The organism is Pseudomonas sp. SJZ078 (assembly GCF_007828255.1).
In the GTDB taxonomy this organism is placed as follows: Bacteria; Pseudomonadota; Gammaproteobacteria; order Pseudomonadales; family Pseudomonadaceae; genus Aquipseudomonas.
The window spans coordinates 100,032-117,048 of the sequence record NZ_VIUG01000003.1; the positions used below are offsets into that span (position 1 = coordinate 100,032).

Sequence of the window (17,017 nt, forward strand, 5' to 3'; positions counted from 1 at the left end):
CATGCCGCCCCGTAGCAAGGTGGCCGCACTCCCGGCCGAAGTGAAGGCTTGGCTTGATCAGTCATTGGTCGAGAACAACTTTTCCGGTTACGAGCTGCTGTCCGGCGAGCTGGAAAGCCGTGGTTATTCCATCGGCAAATCGGCGCTGCACCGGTATGGCACCGAGTTTGAGGACAAGCTGTCCGCCCTGAAGATGGCCAGCGAGCAGGCCCGTGCCGTGGTTCAGGCCGCCCCCGATGAAGAAGGTGCCGTCAACGAGGCCCTGATGCGGCTCGTCCAGGAACATCTATTCAAGCTGCTCATGTCCGACGGTGACCAGATCGATCTACCCAAGGTGGCCAAGGCCGTTGCAGAGCTGGGCCGCGCTTCCGTGGTTCAGAAAAAATGGCAGGCCGAATTCAGCGAGAAGGCAGAAGCGGCCGCCGCTCGGGTGGAAAAAATCGCCAAGAAAGGTGGGCTCAACGCCGCGACGGTCGACGAGATCCGCCGCGAGATTCTAGGGATGGCCTCATGAATTATTTCCTTTCCTTTGCAGTTTGCGCAGGCCTGACAGCGCTTGGAGCCAACGAGAGCAACGCTAATCAGCTCCTGTCCCTCGACCTTAATGTGGCGATTTTCCTTACGATGGCGTGGTATCTCGGCCGCAGGAAAAAAGCATGAGCATTCCTGTTGTCCTGGACAACACCGCAGGCCTGGACGCTCCGGCCGTACTCCTGGACTACCAAAAGAACTGGATCGGTATCAGGGCGCCGCTCAAGGTCGGTGAGAAATCCCGCCGTATCGGCCTGACCTGGGCTGAGGCTGCGGATAACGTCCTTGTGTGCGCATCCGAAAAGCCCGCGGGCGGCCAGAACGTCTATTACCTGGGATACAACCAGGACATGACGGTCGAGTACATCCAGGCTTGCGCCCTTTGGGCGCGGGCCTTCAACTATGCTGCCGGGGAGATCGAGGAAGGCATTTGGCCGGACAGCGATCCTGACAAGCACATTAAGACCTACGCCATCGCCTTCCCATCAGGGCACCGGATCGTGGCCCTGACCAGCCGCCCGAGTAACCTGCGGGGTCGACAGGGCGTGGTGGTCATTGATGAGGCCGGATTCCACGCGGATCTGGCCCAACTGCTCAAGGCGGCGCTCGCTCTGCTGATCTGGGGCGGTGAAGTGCATGTGATCAGTACCCACGACGGCGCAGAAAACCCGTTCAATGACCTGATCGAAGAGATCCGGGCAGGCAAACGCAAGGGCGAGCTGTTCCGTTGCACCTTCCGCGAGGCCGTGGCGGACGGGCTTTACAAGCGCGTCTGTCTGCGCAAGGGCATCCCATACGACCCGGAGGAAGAGAAAGCTTGGATGCAGGATGTTTATGACTTCTACGGCGATGCGGCCGAAGAAGAACTGGACTGCGTCCCCAGTCAGGGTGGCGGCGCATACCTGAGCATGGCGCTCATCGAGGAGCGGACCAGTAAGGATGTGCCGGTGGTCCGGCTCAAATACCCTCCAGGATATGAAACTATCGCTGAGCATCTGCGCATGGCCGAGTCGCTGGAGTGGTGCGAGCGCGAATTGCTGCCGCTCCTTTCCCACATCCCGACCGACGTTTACAGCTACTACGGGCACGACTTCGCCCGTAGTGGCGATCTTTCGGTGATCTGGCCGCTGGTCAAAGAGCAGAACCTACGCAAGCGCACGCCCTTCCTGGTCGAACTGCGAAACGTGCCGTTCAAGCAGCAAGAGCAGATCCTGTTCTACATCGTCGACCGCCTGCCCAACTTCCTCAAGGGCGCCCCGGATGCCAGGGGCAACGGATCGCAGCTCGCTGAGAGCGCGGCCGTGCGGTACGGATTCAACCGCATTGAGCGGGTCATGCTCAGTGAGGGCTGGTATCGCGACAACATGCCGCCATTCAAGGCAGCACTTGAGGACGGCACTTTCGACGAGATCCCGGCCGACCGCGATGTGACCGGCGATATCCGGGCTTTCCGGATCGTGAAAGGCGTTGCCCGCATCCCGGAGAAGCGCACCACCGAAAAGGGCGACGGCTCTAAAAGCGGCGATAAACGTCACGGTGACGCCGGTATAGCGGCCGTCCTGGCCGACTACGCATCTCGCCAAGAAACCGAAATATTCGAATATCACCGCGTCCAGCCCGGCGCCCAATCAGGCCATAAGGTCGGATCGGGTGGTAACTGGCGCAACAGAAAAGGCATCTGGTAATGGCTCAATCGCGCATCGTGGATCAACACGGCCGACCAATCGACTTCGGCCAGCTTACTCAAGAGCTGGCCGCCCCAAGGCTGACCGGCGTGCGGCAGGTTTGGCATTCGTCAGTAGCCAGCGGACTGACTCCAGAAAGGCTTGCTTCCATCCTGCAGGGCGCTGTCGAAGGCCAGGCTCATGACTATCTGACCCTTGCCGAAGAGATGGAAGAGCGGGATCTGCACTATGCGTCGGTGCTGGGCACCCGCAAGCTGGCAGTCGCTGGCTTGAATGTCCGTATCGAAGCGGCCAGCGATGACGCTGAAGATGTGCGCCGGGCCGAAGCCCTCACGGCGCTGGTGACCCAGCCGGAGTTCGGGGAGCTGCAAGCGGACCTGGTCGACGCCTTGGGTAAGGGCTATGCCGTATCGGAGATCATTTGGGATCGCAGCGGAAAGGAATGGATGCCGGAGCGCTATGAGCAACGCGACCAGCGCTTTTTCCAGTTCGACCAGGCCACCGGGCGTGAGCTGCGCCTGCTCGATGAGGCGGATCCTATGTACGGACTCGCCCTCGCGCCGTACAAGTTCATCACGCACCTGCCTCGCATCCGCTCAGGTTTGCCCATCCGTGGCGGCCTGGCCAGGCTGGCGACCGTTGCCTATATGTGCAAGGCCTGGACGTGGAAGGACTGGATGGGCTTTGCGGACATCTACGGCATTCCCATGCGCGTCGGTCGCTACGGCCCTGGTGCCAGTGCCGACGATATCGGCGTGCTGTTGTCGGCCGTGGCGAACCTGGGCAGCGATGCTGCGGCCGTGATCCCCGATTCCATGCGCATCGACTTCCAGGCAGCAGCCAACGTCGCCGGGGCTGGCGAGTTCTTCAAGGGATTGGCTGAGTGGTGGGACAAGCAAGTCAGCAAGGCGGTGGTCGGCCAGACGATGAGTGCCGACGACGGCGCAAGTTTGGCACAAGCCAAGGTCCACAACGAGGTGCGCCTGGACTTGCTCACCGCTGATGCAAAGGCCCTGAGCAACACGCTCAACCGGCACCTGGTGCGCCCATACTGCGACCTCAACTATGCACCTGGTCGGCCATACCCGCGCTTGATCGTCGACGTTCCGGAGCCGGAAAACGTCCAGCTCCTGGTCAGTGCGCTCAAGGATCTGGTGCCGCTGGGCCTGCGCGTCGAGCAATCGGTGATCAGGGACAGGCTGAACCTTCCGGCCCCGGCCGAGGGCGCGGAGATCCTTGGCGTCACCGCTCAAGCCGCTCAGCCGTCCGCGCTGGCCACCGCAGCCAACCGCGAGCAGTCGGCTGCGGGCTCTCCGTCCACGCGGGACATCGTGGATAACCAGGTGCAAGCATTGGAACGTCAGGCAGCGGCCGGAATGGATGACATGGTCGACGCAATCAAGCAGCTACTGGACGCCTCGGATAGCCTGGAGGATTTCCGGGACCGATTGATCGAGGCCTACCCAGCCATGAACAGTGCCGACCTGGCCGACGCCATGGCGGACGGGTTGGTCGCGGCCAACCTCGCCGGGCGCTATGACGTGCTGAGGGGGCTGTAATGGCGGTCTCCCACGGCTCTCTCCCGTTCCAGGAACAGATCGACTTCTTTCGTGGCAAGACCAGCCTGCCGACACGGGCTTGGGCGGACGTATATAAAGAAGAGCACGACTGGGCCTTTGTCGTGGCCGGTGCATCCAAGCGGGACTTGCTGACAGACCTGCGGGGCTCGGTTGAAAAAGCCATAGCCGGTGGTGGCACCCTGGAACAGTTCCGCAAGGACTTTGACCAGGTCGTCGCCAAGCACGGCTGGCAGTACAACGGTGGCCGTGGCTGGCGTACCCGCGTAATTTACGAGACCAACCTGCGCCAGAGCTACAACGCAGGCCGCGAGGCGCAGATGGCTGACCCTGAGTTAAGGAAGGCCAGGCCATACGGGCTGTATCGCCACGGAGACAGCGCCCATCCACGACCAATGCACTTGTCCTGGAATGGCACCGTGTTGCCCCTGGACGATCCGTGGTGGTCCACTCACAGCCCGCAGAACGGCTGGGGCTGCAAGTGCAAGAAGTTCATGGTCAGCCAACGCGACGTGGAACGGCAGGGCCTGAAGGTCGGCCCAGCCCCCGCCATTGAGTACGAGGAGAAGGTGGTGGGCATGAACAGCCCGCTTGGCCCTCGCTCAGTCAGGGTGCCGGTGGGCATCGATCCAGGCTTCGACTATGCACCTGGTCAATCCAGGCTGAGCGGTGCAGTGCCTCAGATCCGGGAGCCAGGCCAAAAGGTCGAACCAGCGCCGGGCGTGCCTAGCCGCACTCCGGTGCGCCCGCTGCCAGACGCCAGGCCTGCTGCTGAGGTCGAGCGCATGCCGCAAGGCCTCAAGCCAGCCGCGCAAGTGGAGCGCTTCCTGAAGACGTTTGGTGCCAAAGCCGACGCTCCGGCGGTGTTCCGTGATCTGGCGGGAGATCCGCTGGTGATCGGTCGCGAGTTGTTCGAGGGGGCTAAAGGCCAATTGCGCCTTCCACCTGGTGATCTGCTGCTGTTGGCTCGCGCCATCCGTGAACCTGACGAGATATGGGCCCGCCTCGACTGGCTGGAGGACCAGAAGCGTGCAGTCTTGCGCAAGCGCTATATCGCGCACTTCGCCGTGGCAGAACAGGCCGAGCCAGAGGCTGTCGTATTTGAGGCGGGAAGTGATGGTTGGACGTCGACGTTCCACGAAGGCACGGGCGCGGACGATCTGCTGGCCAGTGTACGGGTAGGCGTCCGTCTTTATCGCCGGTCTAAGTAGAGGCGTCCATGGCAGGTTCAATCCTAACCGTCACCACCACGACCGACCAGGCGAGCAAGGCGCTGCTGGAGCTGATCGAGCGCCTGGGCGATGTCACCACCCCACTCAATGACATTGCCGAATATCTGCACCTTTCCACCGATGACAGGTTTCGGCGCAAGGTCGGGCCGGACGGCTCGCCCTGGGCGCCACTGTCACCGTCGACACTGGCCCGAAAGAAGCGCAACAAGGAAAAGATCCTGCGCGAAAGCGGGATGTTGCAGGACTCGTTCCGGCACCAGGTATCCAACAACGAGTTGGACTTTGGCACCGACCGCCCCTATGGCGCCATCCACCAGTTCGGCGGAGCCATCCATCACGCCGCCCGATCCCAGCAGGTTTACTTCAAGGCGGGCAAGGACGGCGTCGGCAATCGCTTCGTGAAGAAGAGCGCATCCAACTTTGCCCAGTGGGTCACGCATGGTGCGCGATCAACCGAGATGCCAGCACGTCCCTACCTTGGATTGTCCGCCGAAGACGAACTGGAAGTGGCTGAGATCGTCGGGAACTACCTGGCGGGGTCATTTGAGGCCGATCAAATCTAAGCGCTCAGGAGGCGTTTGAGGGCCTTCTACGGTACAACCGGGGCGGCTGTTGTCCGTGCGTAGCGTTAGACGAGCGTTAGATTTGCTCTCAGCACCATTCGGGGTTGATGGTTCGAGCGAAGTTTATGAAATGCGGTATAGAATGGCCGCCCCCGCACTAATCCCCAATCGGTTTCCGTCAGACACTGACACCTTAAGCCGACCTTAAACTCACCCTCCACGGGTCGCCGCTGACACTAGCGGCATGAAGACATTACTCGCACTCAATACTGATCTTTCCGTACTGCCCGTAACTGACGGTCAGGCTCCGCAATGGGTTGAACTTATCCCGGCAGGCCCGACCGTCTCCGGTCGCGACGGTCGTGATTGGCTGTTCGATACCGATGCCCAGCAGTTTGTGCTGTCCTCGTTTGTAGGGCGCGGCATCGATCTTCCCATTGATTGGGAGCACGCAACTCAACACCGCGCCCCAAAGGGCGAACCGGCTCCTGCCAGTGGTTGGATCAAGCAACTGGAGATCCGCGACGGCGCGCTATGGGGCCAAGTGGATTGGACGCAGGAGGGCAACGCTCAAGTCGCCACTCGTCAATACCGCTTCCTTTCCCCGGTCTTTGACTACGTCGAGGCCACCGGACAAATCGTCCGTTTGGTCAGCGCAGGACTGACCAATAAACCCAACTTCACCCTGACCGCCCTCAATCAAGAGGGCCAACTAACGGAGTTCACCTACGTGAAATTCTCTGCTGCGCTGTTGGCACTGCTCGGCCTGCCCGAGTCCGCCACCGAAGACCAGGTCATTGCAGCCACTGCTGATCTGAAACAAACCGCTCAGGCCGCAAACAGTGAGAAGGCGGATATCACACGCTTCATGCCGCGTGCGGACTACGACTTGGCGGTCAACCGTGCGACCAATGCTGAAAAGGCGCTGGCCGACCACCAAAAGGCAGGTCACGAAAAGGTCGTGGAAACGGAAATTCAGGCTGCTCTCATTGCCGGGAAGATCACCCCGGCGACCGCCGAGTATCACCGTGCGGCTTGTTCTGAGCAGGCCGGTCTGGATCGCTTTCGCGAGTTCGTGAAGGCCGCTCCATCGGTGGCTGATCCGACCAACCTGGGCAATCGCCAACCCGAAGCCACCGCGACTGCGCTGAATGCTGAGCAGCAAGCTGTCTGCAAACAGTTAGGCCTTGATCCGGTGGAGTTCGCAAAATCCTTGAAGAGTGAGGGCTGATCGTGGCTTTGACCGCTGACCGCAATACCCCAAGACAGCAAACCCAAATGCTCGCCATCGCCGTTGGTGCCGGAGTGCGCATCTTCGCTGGAGCGCAGATGGCGGTGTCGGCAACCGGCTTCGCGATCCCCGGCAAAACCGCGACCGGCCTGAAGTACGCCGGCCGCGCCGAAGAGTCGGTAGACAACTCCATGGGCGCTGACGGTGCCAAGACAGTCCTCATCAGTCGAGGCAGCGCGTTTAAGTGGGCCAATGACGGGACCGTCACCCAGGCCCAGATGTTCAAAACCGCCTACATCGTCGACGACGCAACTGTCAGTGCCACTGACGGCGGCGGAACGCGTTCGGCTTCGGGGCTGATTGTAGGCATTGACTCGGACGGCGTCTGGGTCGAGTAACCCTCTATATAGGAGCGCATCGCGCATGCTGGTTAATAAAGCTTCCATCCAGGCGGCGTTCGTCGCCCTGAAAACCCTGTTCAACAATGCCTTCGCGGCTGCGCCAAGCACCTGGGACAAGATTGCAATGAAGGTGCCGTCGAGTACGGGCAGCAACCTTTATGCCTGGCTGTCGGCGTTTCCGAAGATGCGCCGCTGGGTCGGCGAGAAACACATCAAGAACCTGAAGGCCTACACCTATTCGGTCGAAAACGAAGATTTCGAAGCGACCGTCGAGGTGGACCGCAACCATATCGAAGACGATCAGTTGGGGATCTACCAGCCGCAAGCGCAGATGGCTGGCCATTCCGCAAAGCAACTACCCGACGAAATCGTCTATGAACTGGTGAACAAGTCGTTCATTACCCCATGCTACGACGGCCAGTATTTCTTCGACACTGATCATCCTGTCGCGGGTAGCAGCGTCAGCAATAAGGGCACGATGCCATTGTCCGCAGCCTCGCTGGATGCTGCTGAAGCAAGCCTGGGCGCCGCTTTGACTGCCATGCAGGAGGTCAAGGACGAAGATGGTCGCCCGATCAATGTCCTGCCCAACGTACTGTTGGTGCCTCCAGCGTTGCGAGATACCGCTCGCAGACTGGTGAGCTCCGAGAAATTCGGAAACGGTGAAGAGAACCCATACAAGGGTGTCGTCGAGGTGGTCGTTGAACCCCGTCTGCTCTCGCGTACTGCCTGGTTTGTCCTGGATACCACCAAGCCGGTGCGCCCATTCATCTACCAGGAGCGCAAGGCACCGGATTTCGTTCAGCAGACCGACCCTGAATCCGACGGCGTATTCAACCGCAAGAAGTTCAAGTTCGGGGCCGAGGCTCGTGCCGCTGGTGGTTACGGTTTCTGGCAACTGGCGTTCGGCTCCACCGGCGAAGGGGCCTAAGTCATGGGCGTACTCATCAAGGCGGTAACGGACGGTTTTCGTCGCGGTGGCATCGCGCATCGCGCCAAAGGCACCTGGTACGAAGATGGCCAGCTCAGCGAGGAGCAGTTGGATGCATTCCGCAAGGAACGCCAACTGGTTGTGATCGAGCAGGCTGAGCAGTTCAGCAGCGCTGATCAGAATGGCTCGCTGCTGAGGGAGATGGGCGAAACCATCGCTTCCTTGGAGCACGCGCTGGACATCGCAAACGACCAGTACGACGCCGCAAGCGTATTGCTGAGCGTTCTCCGAGAGCAGCAACTGGCCGCACCAGCCCAGATCGTCGCCGAAGCCCGAGCACTGGAACCAGCAGACCCTACGGCTGAAGGTGTGATCTGCATCGCAGGGGACGCGTTGCTGTCGCTGATCAGCCAACACCTCAAGCCCGTACAGGTCAGCCCGGAGGCGCCCAACGATGAAAGCGATACAACGCTCGACAACTCCAGCGGTGCTGAAGCGTCGCAGAGCCCGTCGCAGGCTGCGCCAGGTACTTCGCCGTCGGGTACTGACTCAGGAGCTGTAGCGACCGATAAGCAGGACGCTGATAAACCTGCTGGTCGCTCCAAGCGTGGTTCGGGAAAGGGAGCCGATAAATGAACCTCTCGCTGCCTACCGCACTGATCCTGGTCAATCGCTTCGGCGCCAAGGAGATGGCCGATCTGGCCGTGCCTGCCACCAGTCGGCCGATTGATCCCGAGTTGCTGGAGGCAGCGGTAAGGGGGGAGTCGCTGGCTGGTTGGGATGCCGAGGACGTTGCGGCGGCTGTGGCGGCGATGGCTCGGATGGCCGATTCCGCCACCCGCGCCCGAAGCGAGGTGCAGTTTTATCTCCGCTACCGAAAGCCCGGTGAGGATGCGCCGGGCTGGGTGGCGGACGACTTGCCGGAACTGACCCGCTTTCACCTGTACGGGGAAAAAGCCGGGGCCGAATCGGCAGTCCGCCTGCGTTACCTGGACATCATCAGGCGTCTGCAAAGCCTGGCCACTGAAGACGAGAAACGCGGCGCATCCGAGTCGGGTTCGTCACGTCCGCTGATCACTCAGCAGCCTCGGATGTTCAGCCGTAGCACCTTGGGTCGTTTGTGATGCTGGGCGAACTGGAGGACGCCATCCAGGCGCGGCTCGCGGAGCTGAAACAGCAGCTCACACGGCTGAACCTGGGCAGCTATGGCGGTGAGCTGAGTGACCCGGACCTGTTGGCCGAAATGCTCAAGCTCACCCCCAGCGTGCTGATCACCACCCCACGGGTAGTGTTCAGCAAGGCAGGCCAGACCCGGCGTTACAAGGCGGCGGTGGTGTTTCGGTTGGTCATTGCCAGTGCCTCGGTGCGTGGCGAGCGCGAAACCCGGCGCGGCACGGTGGCCCGAGATCCTGGCAGCTACTGGATTTGGGAGGCCTGTATGCGGCTCCTAACAGGGTGGCAGCACAAGGAAGGCGGCGCCAGGGTCTCGCCGACCGAATTCGCCAACCTGGTGAATGGCAAGTTCCAAACCAGCCACCTCTCGGTGCTGGGCCAGAGCTTCGCTGTTGCGCTTGATTGGGACATTCCAGAAGAAGAAATGCCGATGCTCGAAGGCATCGATCTGACTTACCACAGCCCGTCGGACAACCCGCAAGGTGTTGCAACCGACGAGATCGAATTGAGGGACTTGTGATGCTCGTGATCGCGACAGAACACCCCGTGCCGCTGATGCCGGTCGTGGGGCATCCGGGCACGGGCCATATCCAGCCCGACCCAGCCGAGCCGGTGGATGTGCCAGAGCACTCTTATTACCTGCGCCGCATCGCCTCGGGCGAATTGAAGCGGGTCGTTGAATCGGCCACGCCCTCCGCAAAGAGCGGTGCCAAAACCTCCACTAAGGGGAGAAAATAATGTCCGTAGTTCTCGACACCATTCCGGCCAGCATTCGCAAGCCTGGCGTGTACATGGAGTTCAACCTTGCTTTGGCGGTGCGAAACCTTCCCACCAACCGCCAGAGCATTTGCCTGATCGTCCCACTGGGCGCTGAGGCGACCGCACTGCCCAACGTCCCAACTCAAGTGTTCAGCGCACCCGAAGCCCTCGCCAAGTTCGGCGCAGTGGCTCAAGAAATGGTGGACGCAGTAATCAAGGCCTATCGCTATGCCGCTGTGTCCTGCGTCGGCGTGACGGATAGTGGCGACACCGAGCCCGATATCTCGGCGGCACTGGCAGCGACGGCGCTGGGCGGATACACCATCCTGGTTCCCGCCTGGTTCAGCCAGACCGCGCTCACCGCGTTGCGCACCCATATCAACACCTACACCGACTCGGTCGAGCAACAATCGATCATCGGCGTAGCGGCGGTGATTTCGACCATGGCGGCCGCCACCGCACTGGCGACGGCTTTGAACTGCGGTGCCATTACCATCGCCTTGCTGCCCGGCACCACCTCCACGGCTCGCCAGGTTGCGGCCGCTTATGCAGCCATGATCGCATCTGAAGAGGATCCGGCGCGTCCGCTCAATACACTGGCACTGACCGGCATCGCGGTGCCATCTATTGCCAGTCGCCTGGGCCGTACTGAGCAGGAAGCGTGCCTCAATAACGGGGTTACTCCACTTGAAGTTGGCCCAGGTGACCTGGTCCAGATTGTTCGAGCGATCACCACGTACACCAAGAGCGCGGCCGGAGCCACGGATGTCTCGTTGCTCGACCTCACCACCATTCGCACCCTCTACTACGTGCGCCAGGCCTGCCGCGAACGTATTCGCCTGCGCTTCCCTCGCTCCAAGCTTTCCAAAAAGACGCCGGGCGCTGTCCGCAGCGAACTGCTCGACGTGCTGCAAAAGCTGGAGGCTTTGGAGATCGTCGAGGAAGTCGAAGCCAATGCCCCGTCCCTGGTGGTCGAGCGCTCGGCACAGGACGTCAACCGGCTGAACGCCGCCATTCCAACCGATGTCGTGAACGGCCTGCATGTGTTTGCCGGTCGCATCGACCTGCTGCTGTAACAAGGAGCCAATCCATGTCGGATAACTACGTCGGGCAGATCGTCCTGACCATCAACGGTTCGGACTATGAGATCAAGTCCCTGGACCACACCCTGAAAACCGGGCGAACCGTCGTCAAGACCATGAATCGCTCTGGCGTCCCCTCCGGTACTGCTGCGGGCATGGAAGAGCACGACCTTCGCGTGTCGGTGGCCATTCCGAAATCCGGTGAGCCGAACTGGCGGGCCATGCTGGACGCCAAGATCACCATCGAGCCAGTCGACGGCGGCGGCCAGAAAGAGAGCTGGACCGGCGTATCGCTGATCGAGATGGGCAGCAAATACCAGCTCGAAGGTGAGGCCACCCGCGACCTCACCCTTTCAGCCCTCAGATATTCGTCTTCGGAGTAATCAAAAATGACCAGTACTTCCAAAGCTTGGGATGGCTTGACCACCACCGGCCAACTGCGTATCGGCGTGCTGTTTGCGGGTAGTCGACATAAGACCTTCACGCTTCGCGTGCCGGTGGCCGGTGACATGGTCGCCGCCCAACAGGCTCACCCCCAAGGCCCGCTCCAGTTGATCACAGTCGAGGCTTACCGCCGTCAGTTGCTGTCGTTGGGTGACATTCCCTCGGAATCGCTGACCACTGAACTGCTCCTGGAGCAATTGGCGGAGGTGGATCTGGCGATTCTTGCCGAGGCGGATGAGGCGCTGGAAAAAAAGCTCGCGCTGCCGAGCGAGGCAGCACCCTTGCCTGGCGCCGGATCGAGCACGCCCTTGTCCGACACGGCTACCGCTTAGACGAGATTCGCAGCATGACTCAGGCGGAGATTGATACCCGCATTGACCTTCTGCTGGGTCGCAAGAAGAACACCTCCAGGTATGTCGCCAGGGGGAAGAAGAAATCATGAGCCAGCGTCAATCCGTAGCACTGAGCGCAATCGAGTTGCAAACGGTGGAGAACAACCTGCGTGCCAGGCGCGGTGCCTCGGTGTTGGTTATCGGAGCAAGGTGCCCCATGGAAGCCTTCCAGGATGACCTACGGGAATCTGCCAAACGTCTCGGCTTTCAGCCTGAAGGTGACGGCCGATTCATCGTCAGTATCAGTCCCGGTGGCGGCGCCAAGCTGGGATGGGAACCGGCCAAGGCTCCGACTCATACCATCCACTGATTCAAGGCCCGGAGACGGGCCTTTCTTCTTTATGTAAGACCTTGCTGGAGTCGTAGCAATGAGTGATTTACGGGTTGCCCTGCGGATTCAAGCGACCTCCGGCAACAGTCGCCGCGAAGTTCAGGCGCTTGAGCAGGGCTTGAAGAAAGCCGCTAGGGACGGCGCCAAAGCGCTGGGAGATGAGGCGAACAGGACCGGGGCTGCCCTCAATAAGTCCGCCCAAACGGGCGCAACGAGCTACAAGATCGTGCGTCAGGCGATGCGGGAGACGGCGCAGGGACAGGGTGTGTTCCGGCAGGGTGTCACTCAGACCAGTGCGGATCTTAAGGCCATGGGCCAAGCAGGACGCCAGGCAGCGCGGGAGACCAAAACCGAATTGGCCAAGGCCGCCAAAGAAGGCGCGGACCAGCTCCGCCAGTCGGTGGATAAGACGGAAGTCAGCATGCGGCGCCTCGCTCAATCAGGCGGCGGCAATCTGCGCCTGCTTAAGCGACTGGCTGCTGGTGTGCGTGAAGAGTTCAACCGGTTGAAGGGCTTTGGCCAGAGCGCACAGGGTAAGTTGACCGGCTTGGGCATCGGCGTTGGTGTCGGTGCAGGGCTAACCGGAAGCGCTAGGTTAGATCGTTCGCTGATTCGAACCCAGCAGACCGCGGGCATGACGAACGCGGATCGCGAAGAGTGGCGCCAGGAAGGTTTCCGGATCGCGAAGAAGTACGGCCTCGACCGGACCGACGTCGATAGCGGCTTCAATACCTTGATCGCTTCTGGCGTGAACTATGGCGCCTCCAAGGAGACCTCCGATGCAATCGGCCAGGCGACAGCGGTCACAGGGGCTGACTCGGCGGTACTGGGTAAAGCCGTTGTCGCGGGTGCCAGTGCCTTCAATCTGGACTTGAACAAGGCCGGTGTCGCGCTCGATCTGCTGCAAAAGATGACGGTGGCCGGTCGCCAGGGTAACGCCGAGCTGGAGAACCTAGCCGACCTGTTCCCGAAAATCGGTGGTGCAGCACAGGCTGCGGGCATGTCGCTGGCACAGGCCCTGGCATTTACCGAAACACTATCAACCGTTGAGATGCAACCGGAACGATTAGGCACGCTCGCTGAGTCGACTCTGCGCGTGTTCAGCAACAAAACTTATCGTGACCAGGTCACGAAAGCGTCCGGCGTAAAGTTCTTTGACTCGAAAGGTGCATCGCGCAACCCGGAGCAAGTATTTGCGGATTTGAAACGCAAATACGACGGGATGAAAACCGACGAAGAGCGCGGCAAGTTCATGGGGACCGTGTTCAAAGGCATGGACCAGGACACCATCCGTGGTATGCGCATTATGCTCGGCGGCAATAAACTCGATACATTCAAACAGCAATCAGGCGAGATTCAAAACGCTAAGCCAATTTTCGAGAGCGACCTAAAGGACAACGTTGAAAGTGCCACCGGCGCTGGTGCTCGAATGAAAGCGACCTTGGGCGAGGCTATTGATCGCATGGCAAAGCCACTTAACAAAGGCTTTGCAGACTTCGGAAGTTACTTGCTCGATGACTTGAATCTATCGGGTGAGCAACTATTGACTGGTAGTGCTGTGGCTGGTGTTGGTGGTTATTATGCCGGTCGTGGCGTCAAATCAGGTGCGGGCGCACTTATTAATAAGTTCATGGGCGGCCCTGAAACACTAAAGAATATCGCTGTCGGTAAAGTCCTGGAGGAATCAACAGGTGTGACTTCGGTATTCGTTACTAACTGGCCGTCGGGTGGGATCACTCCATCGATACCGGACCTTAATGGCAAGTCGACAAAGGCTATTCCGGCTGCGTCGTTGGGGGTAATAAGTTTGGCTGCCATTGCTGCGCTAACAAGCGGCTCAACGGAGAATACAGACGAAGGTCGATTGCAAGCCGCGCAAAATTCCAAATTGGATGACCCCGGTCAGAAGGCTTATAAAACTTCCTTCTACAAAAACCGAATTGAACTTGCCAAGACCAATCCGGATGCGACTGGTGATTGGCTTTCCAGTCAAGCCCAGCAACTGACAAGAGAACAAACTGGACTTACTGCTGCGGGCACTTCAGCGGCTGGAGCCGTCAGTTGGGCGCAAAACGCGGCCAGCCGTCTGACCCAGGCGGGTATCGGCCCGCTTCAACAGGGCGCTGACAATATGGCCGAACAGCGGTTGCGATCCCTAATTGATAAGCCGCTGGTTCTGGAGTTGCGGCTTAATTCTGAAATGGTTCAAGCCGAAGTCGAGCGCCGAACCGACATTCAAGTGAGGCGCGGAAATTGAGCTGGAAAGAGAACTTGCTAGACGCCTCGTTTCGAGGTGTTCCACTCGACGTTGCGGGCGAAAACTTACAAGCCCAGTGGTTTACTGGTCAGCATGGCACCCCATACAAACAAGGTGACTCGGCTGAAGATATGGGGCGCGGCGGTAGAGTTTTCGCTCTGCGGGTCATATTCAACGGTCCGAACTATGAGTTCGAGCTGAAGGCACTACTTGATGCACTTGATGTGCTCGGTCCAGGCGAATTGGTGCATCCGATCTACGGTAGTGTCACCGTCGTCACCCAGACTCTGGATGTGCAGCACACCGCCGAGCGCCCGGACTACGCCGAGGTGGCTCTTCAATTTCTGGAGTGCTCCCCTGATGAGCCGTTCTTTGATCGTGACTTGGTATGGACGCTGGTCAAGTCGGGTTATGCCGAAGACGAAACTACTTGGCAGGACGGAGTCTTTGACCTCTTGGCCAAAGTCGACTCTCTGGTTACCGAGATTCAGAGTTGGATCGGTGGTGGCTGGACTGGCTTCATGGAAAAGGCCTTGGGACTGCCTGGCATTGGTCTTCGCTTGCAGCAACTGCGCAGCCAGATCATGGGGGTGGTATCGCAGGTGGTCAGTATGGCAACTAGCAATCCCCTGGCAGCATTTGACCCATTGGTTGACTTGGCCAGGACCCCGACGGAAATTCGAGCTGTCATCCAGAACAGCACACCGTCAACGTCACGTGAGTTGCTGTCCCGGCGCGGTGTCCCATCCACGGTGCCTGGCAGCACCAGCTTGACAACAGAAGCGTCGAGAGCGGGCACAGAGCTTTTCGTCAGTGCCCGTCAGGGTACTGAGCCAGATGCGGCACTGATCCCTGAAAGCATGCCAGCCGATCCCGTAGAAGCGGCCAGTTTGGCACTGGTGGTTCTGATCGTCACGGAGACGGCGCTGGCCAACGCACAGGCCGTGGCAGCCATCATTGAGGACGAAGCGACCACGCAGACCCTCAGTCCGGACGATTTGGAATCGCTAGTCAACCTGTCCAGGTCGCTCCTGGAGTCGACCATTCTGCTGCATAGGCGCCTGTACGACGTGGAGGCCGCACTGCCGGTGATCGATGCTCTGCGCACCATGGCTGCGCTGATCCAGGCTCGTGCCCGCTCTGTGATCTTGCTGAGTCCACCACTGATCGAGCGTGCCGTTGAGTCAGCCGCGAACTTGCGGCTGCTGGCTCACCGCTGGTACGGCGACCATTCGCGGGCCATTGAGCTTGCGCGACTGAATCCGAGCCTGAGCGCTCCTTACGACATTCAGCCAGGTGAGGTGCTTCGTGCCTATGCAAAGTGACGCTATTACCCTGAGCATCGGCGGACTCACCCATGCGACGTGGGACGGCTGGTCCGTAGAGTCGGACTTGCTCACCCCATCCGATGCCTTTGAATTGGAGCTTTACATCAAGGACACGGCCACTTTGCCATCCGTCCTGGTCGAGGGAGCGAGCTGCACGCTCAACCTTGGTCGTGACAGGGTATTGACCGGCCAGATCGACGAATTCGAGCACGACGTGAACCGCCAGGGCGTCGCGATCCGCATCAATGGTCGTGATGGAGCTGCTGCTCTGGTCGATTGCTCATGTCCGTTCGTTTCGATGCGGGAAGCGTCGCTGATTGAGGTCATCAACCTGGTGGTGAAGCCGCTGGGAATCAGCAAGGTAAGCATCCAGACAGATGCCGCCAAGTCGCGGCGCCGTGTACAGATCGAGCCGGGGCAGTCCGCTTGGGAGGCGTTGATGCAGGTCGCTGAGGCCAACGGCCTTTGGCCTTGGTTTGAGCCTGACGGCACGCTGGTCGTTGGGGGGCCGAACTATGAGGCCCCGCCAGTGGCTCAACTGATCTTGAACCGCAACGGTCAGGGTAACAATGTGGAGCGCCTTGGCGTTCGTCGGTCCATTGCCAACCGGTACAGCCAGATCACGCTACTCGGCCAGCACGGGCAATATGACAATGACGGTTTGGACACCACTCGTTCGCACCTGCGGTCAGTGATCCAGGACGAGACCTTGGCCAAGCGGGGGATTTTTCGGCCTAAGGTGGTGATCGACAGCAGCACCGAGAACCAGGACATGGCCACAACTCGCGCCCGCAAATTGCTCGCTGACAGTCGGTTGGAAGGATTCGAAATGCGGGCGATAGTCAAGGGCCATCGCTGTGGCAATGGCGCCGTGTGGGCACCAGGTCAGCGCGTGCGGGTGAAGAGCGAGCCTCATGGGCTGGACGGGACTTACTTCTTGATGGCTCGCACTCTACGGCTCACACGAAGCCAGGGCGCGATCACTGAACTACGCCTGCGGGAAGACAAAATGTGGGTGCTCGACGGTGCCAAACTGAAAAAGCACAAAGGGAAGAGCAACCCGGACGCTGCATTCATCGAAATGCTTAAGGGGCTTTAGT

The 17,017-nt window shown here is 60.1% G+C and carries 20 protein-coding genes; all 20 read left to right on the plus strand.

The features are described from left to right. Position 1 precedes the first annotated feature (1 nt). The 20 genes from FBY02_RS04145 to FBY02_RS04235 all read left to right on the plus strand — a co-directional run bounded on the left by FBY02_RS04145 (position 2) and on the right by FBY02_RS04235 (position 17,016). On the plus strand, positions 2 to 514 hold the full coding sequence (locus tag FBY02_RS04145) for a DUF3486 family protein (protein ID WP_144923760.1): 513 nt from the start codon (positions 2 to 4) through the stop codon (positions 512 to 514). Continuing rightward, positions 511 to 660, plus strand: a complete 150-nt coding sequence (locus FBY02_RS28045; protein WP_178115349.1) for a hypothetical protein — start codon at positions 511 to 513, stop codon at positions 658 to 660. The genes FBY02_RS04145 and FBY02_RS28045 overlap by 4 nt, the downstream gene beginning before the upstream one ends. Further along, the gene (locus FBY02_RS04150) at positions 657 to 2,216 is read left to right on the plus strand and encodes a hypothetical protein (RefSeq protein ID WP_144923763.1); all 1,560 of its coding nucleotides are present in this window, start codon (positions 657 to 659) and stop codon (positions 2,214 to 2,216) included. Before FBY02_RS28045 ends, FBY02_RS04150 begins: the two co-directional genes overlap by 4 nt. Continuing rightward, a complete protein-coding gene (locus tag FBY02_RS04155) occupies positions 2,216 to 3,775 on the plus strand; it encodes a DUF935 domain-containing protein (protein WP_144923765.1) in 1,560 nt (519 codons plus the stop codon). Before FBY02_RS04150 ends, FBY02_RS04155 begins: the two co-directional genes overlap by 1 nt. Continuing rightward, positions 3,775 to 5,004 (plus strand): PBECR2 nuclease fold domain-containing protein, encoded by a 1,230-nt coding sequence (locus FBY02_RS04160; protein WP_144923768.1) that lies wholly within the window; start codon positions 3,775 to 3,777, stop codon positions 5,002 to 5,004. Before FBY02_RS04155 ends, FBY02_RS04160 begins: the two co-directional genes overlap by 1 nt. Before the next feature lie 8 nt (positions 5,005 to 5,012). Further along, positions 5,013 to 5,588, plus strand: a complete 576-nt coding sequence (locus FBY02_RS04165; protein ID WP_144923771.1) for a phage virion morphogenesis protein — start codon at positions 5,013 to 5,015, stop codon at positions 5,586 to 5,588. 244 nt (positions 5,589 to 5,832) lie between these two features. Beyond that, entirely contained in the window at positions 5,833 to 6,819 is a 987-nt protein-coding gene (locus FBY02_RS04170; protein ID WP_144923774.1) for a phage protease, read from the plus strand. A gap of 47 nt (positions 6,820 to 6,866) precedes the next feature. Continuing rightward, positions 6,867 to 7,217, plus strand: a complete 351-nt coding sequence (locus tag FBY02_RS04175; RefSeq protein WP_256662469.1) for a hypothetical protein — start codon at positions 6,867 to 6,869, stop codon at positions 7,215 to 7,217. 25 nt (positions 7,218 to 7,242) lie between these two features. Further along, entirely contained in the window at positions 7,243 to 8,151 is a 909-nt protein-coding gene (locus FBY02_RS04180; protein ID WP_144923779.1) for a Mu-like prophage major head subunit gpT family protein, read from the plus strand. 3 nt (positions 8,152 to 8,154) lie between these two features. After that, complete coding sequence (locus FBY02_RS04185; RefSeq protein ID WP_144923781.1) at positions 8,155 to 8,787, plus strand: HI1506-related protein; 633 nt, start codon at positions 8,155 to 8,157, stop codon at positions 8,785 to 8,787. Next, the gene (locus FBY02_RS04190) at positions 8,784 to 9,275 is read left to right on the plus strand and encodes a phage protein Gp36 family protein (RefSeq protein ID WP_144923784.1); all 492 of its coding nucleotides are present in this window, start codon (positions 8,784 to 8,786) and stop codon (positions 9,273 to 9,275) included. Before FBY02_RS04185 ends, FBY02_RS04190 begins: the two co-directional genes overlap by 4 nt. Next, entirely contained in the window at positions 9,275 to 9,844 is a 570-nt protein-coding gene (locus FBY02_RS04195) for a phage protein Gp37 (protein WP_144923787.1), read from the plus strand. The genes FBY02_RS04190 and FBY02_RS04195 overlap by 1 nt, the downstream gene beginning before the upstream one ends. Then, entirely contained in the window at positions 9,844 to 10,062 is a 219-nt protein-coding gene (locus FBY02_RS04200; protein WP_178115350.1) for a hypothetical protein, read from the plus strand. The genes FBY02_RS04195 and FBY02_RS04200 overlap by 1 nt, the downstream gene beginning before the upstream one ends. Further along, positions 10,062 to 11,159: a phage tail sheath C-terminal domain-containing protein gene (locus FBY02_RS04205; RefSeq protein WP_144923790.1), complete on the plus strand. Its 1,098-nt coding sequence runs from the start codon at positions 10,062 to 10,064 to the stop codon at positions 11,157 to 11,159. Before FBY02_RS04200 ends, FBY02_RS04205 begins: the two co-directional genes overlap by 1 nt. A gap of 14 nt (positions 11,160 to 11,173) precedes the next feature. Then, entirely contained in the window at positions 11,174 to 11,548 is a 375-nt protein-coding gene (locus tag FBY02_RS04210; protein ID WP_055134840.1) for a hypothetical protein, read from the plus strand. Positions 11,549 to 11,554: 6 nt separating this feature from the next. Then, entirely contained in the window at positions 11,555 to 11,941 is a 387-nt protein-coding gene (locus FBY02_RS04215) for a hypothetical protein (protein ID WP_144923792.1), read from the plus strand. 106 nt (positions 11,942 to 12,047) lie between these two features. After that, the gene (locus FBY02_RS04220; RefSeq protein ID WP_144923795.1) at positions 12,048 to 12,311 is read left to right on the plus strand and encodes a hypothetical protein; all 264 of its coding nucleotides are present in this window, start codon (positions 12,048 to 12,050) and stop codon (positions 12,309 to 12,311) included. A 58-nt stretch (positions 12,312 to 12,369) separates the two neighbouring features. Continuing rightward, entirely contained in the window at positions 12,370 to 14,589 is a 2,220-nt protein-coding gene (locus tag FBY02_RS04225; protein ID WP_144923798.1) for a phage tail tape measure protein, read from the plus strand. Next, positions 14,586 to 15,914 carry a DNA circularization protein gene (locus tag FBY02_RS04230; protein WP_144923801.1) on the plus strand — a complete coding sequence of 443 codons (1,329 nt, stop codon included), beginning with the start codon at positions 14,586 to 14,588 and terminating at the stop codon, positions 15,912 to 15,914. Before FBY02_RS04225 ends, FBY02_RS04230 begins: the two co-directional genes overlap by 4 nt. Continuing rightward, the gene (locus FBY02_RS04235) at positions 15,904 to 17,016 is read left to right on the plus strand and encodes a phage baseplate assembly protein (protein ID WP_144923804.1); all 1,113 of its coding nucleotides are present in this window, start codon (positions 15,904 to 15,906) and stop codon (positions 17,014 to 17,016) included. The genes FBY02_RS04230 and FBY02_RS04235 overlap by 11 nt, the downstream gene beginning before the upstream one ends. The last annotated feature ends 1 nt before the right edge of the window (position 17,017 follow it).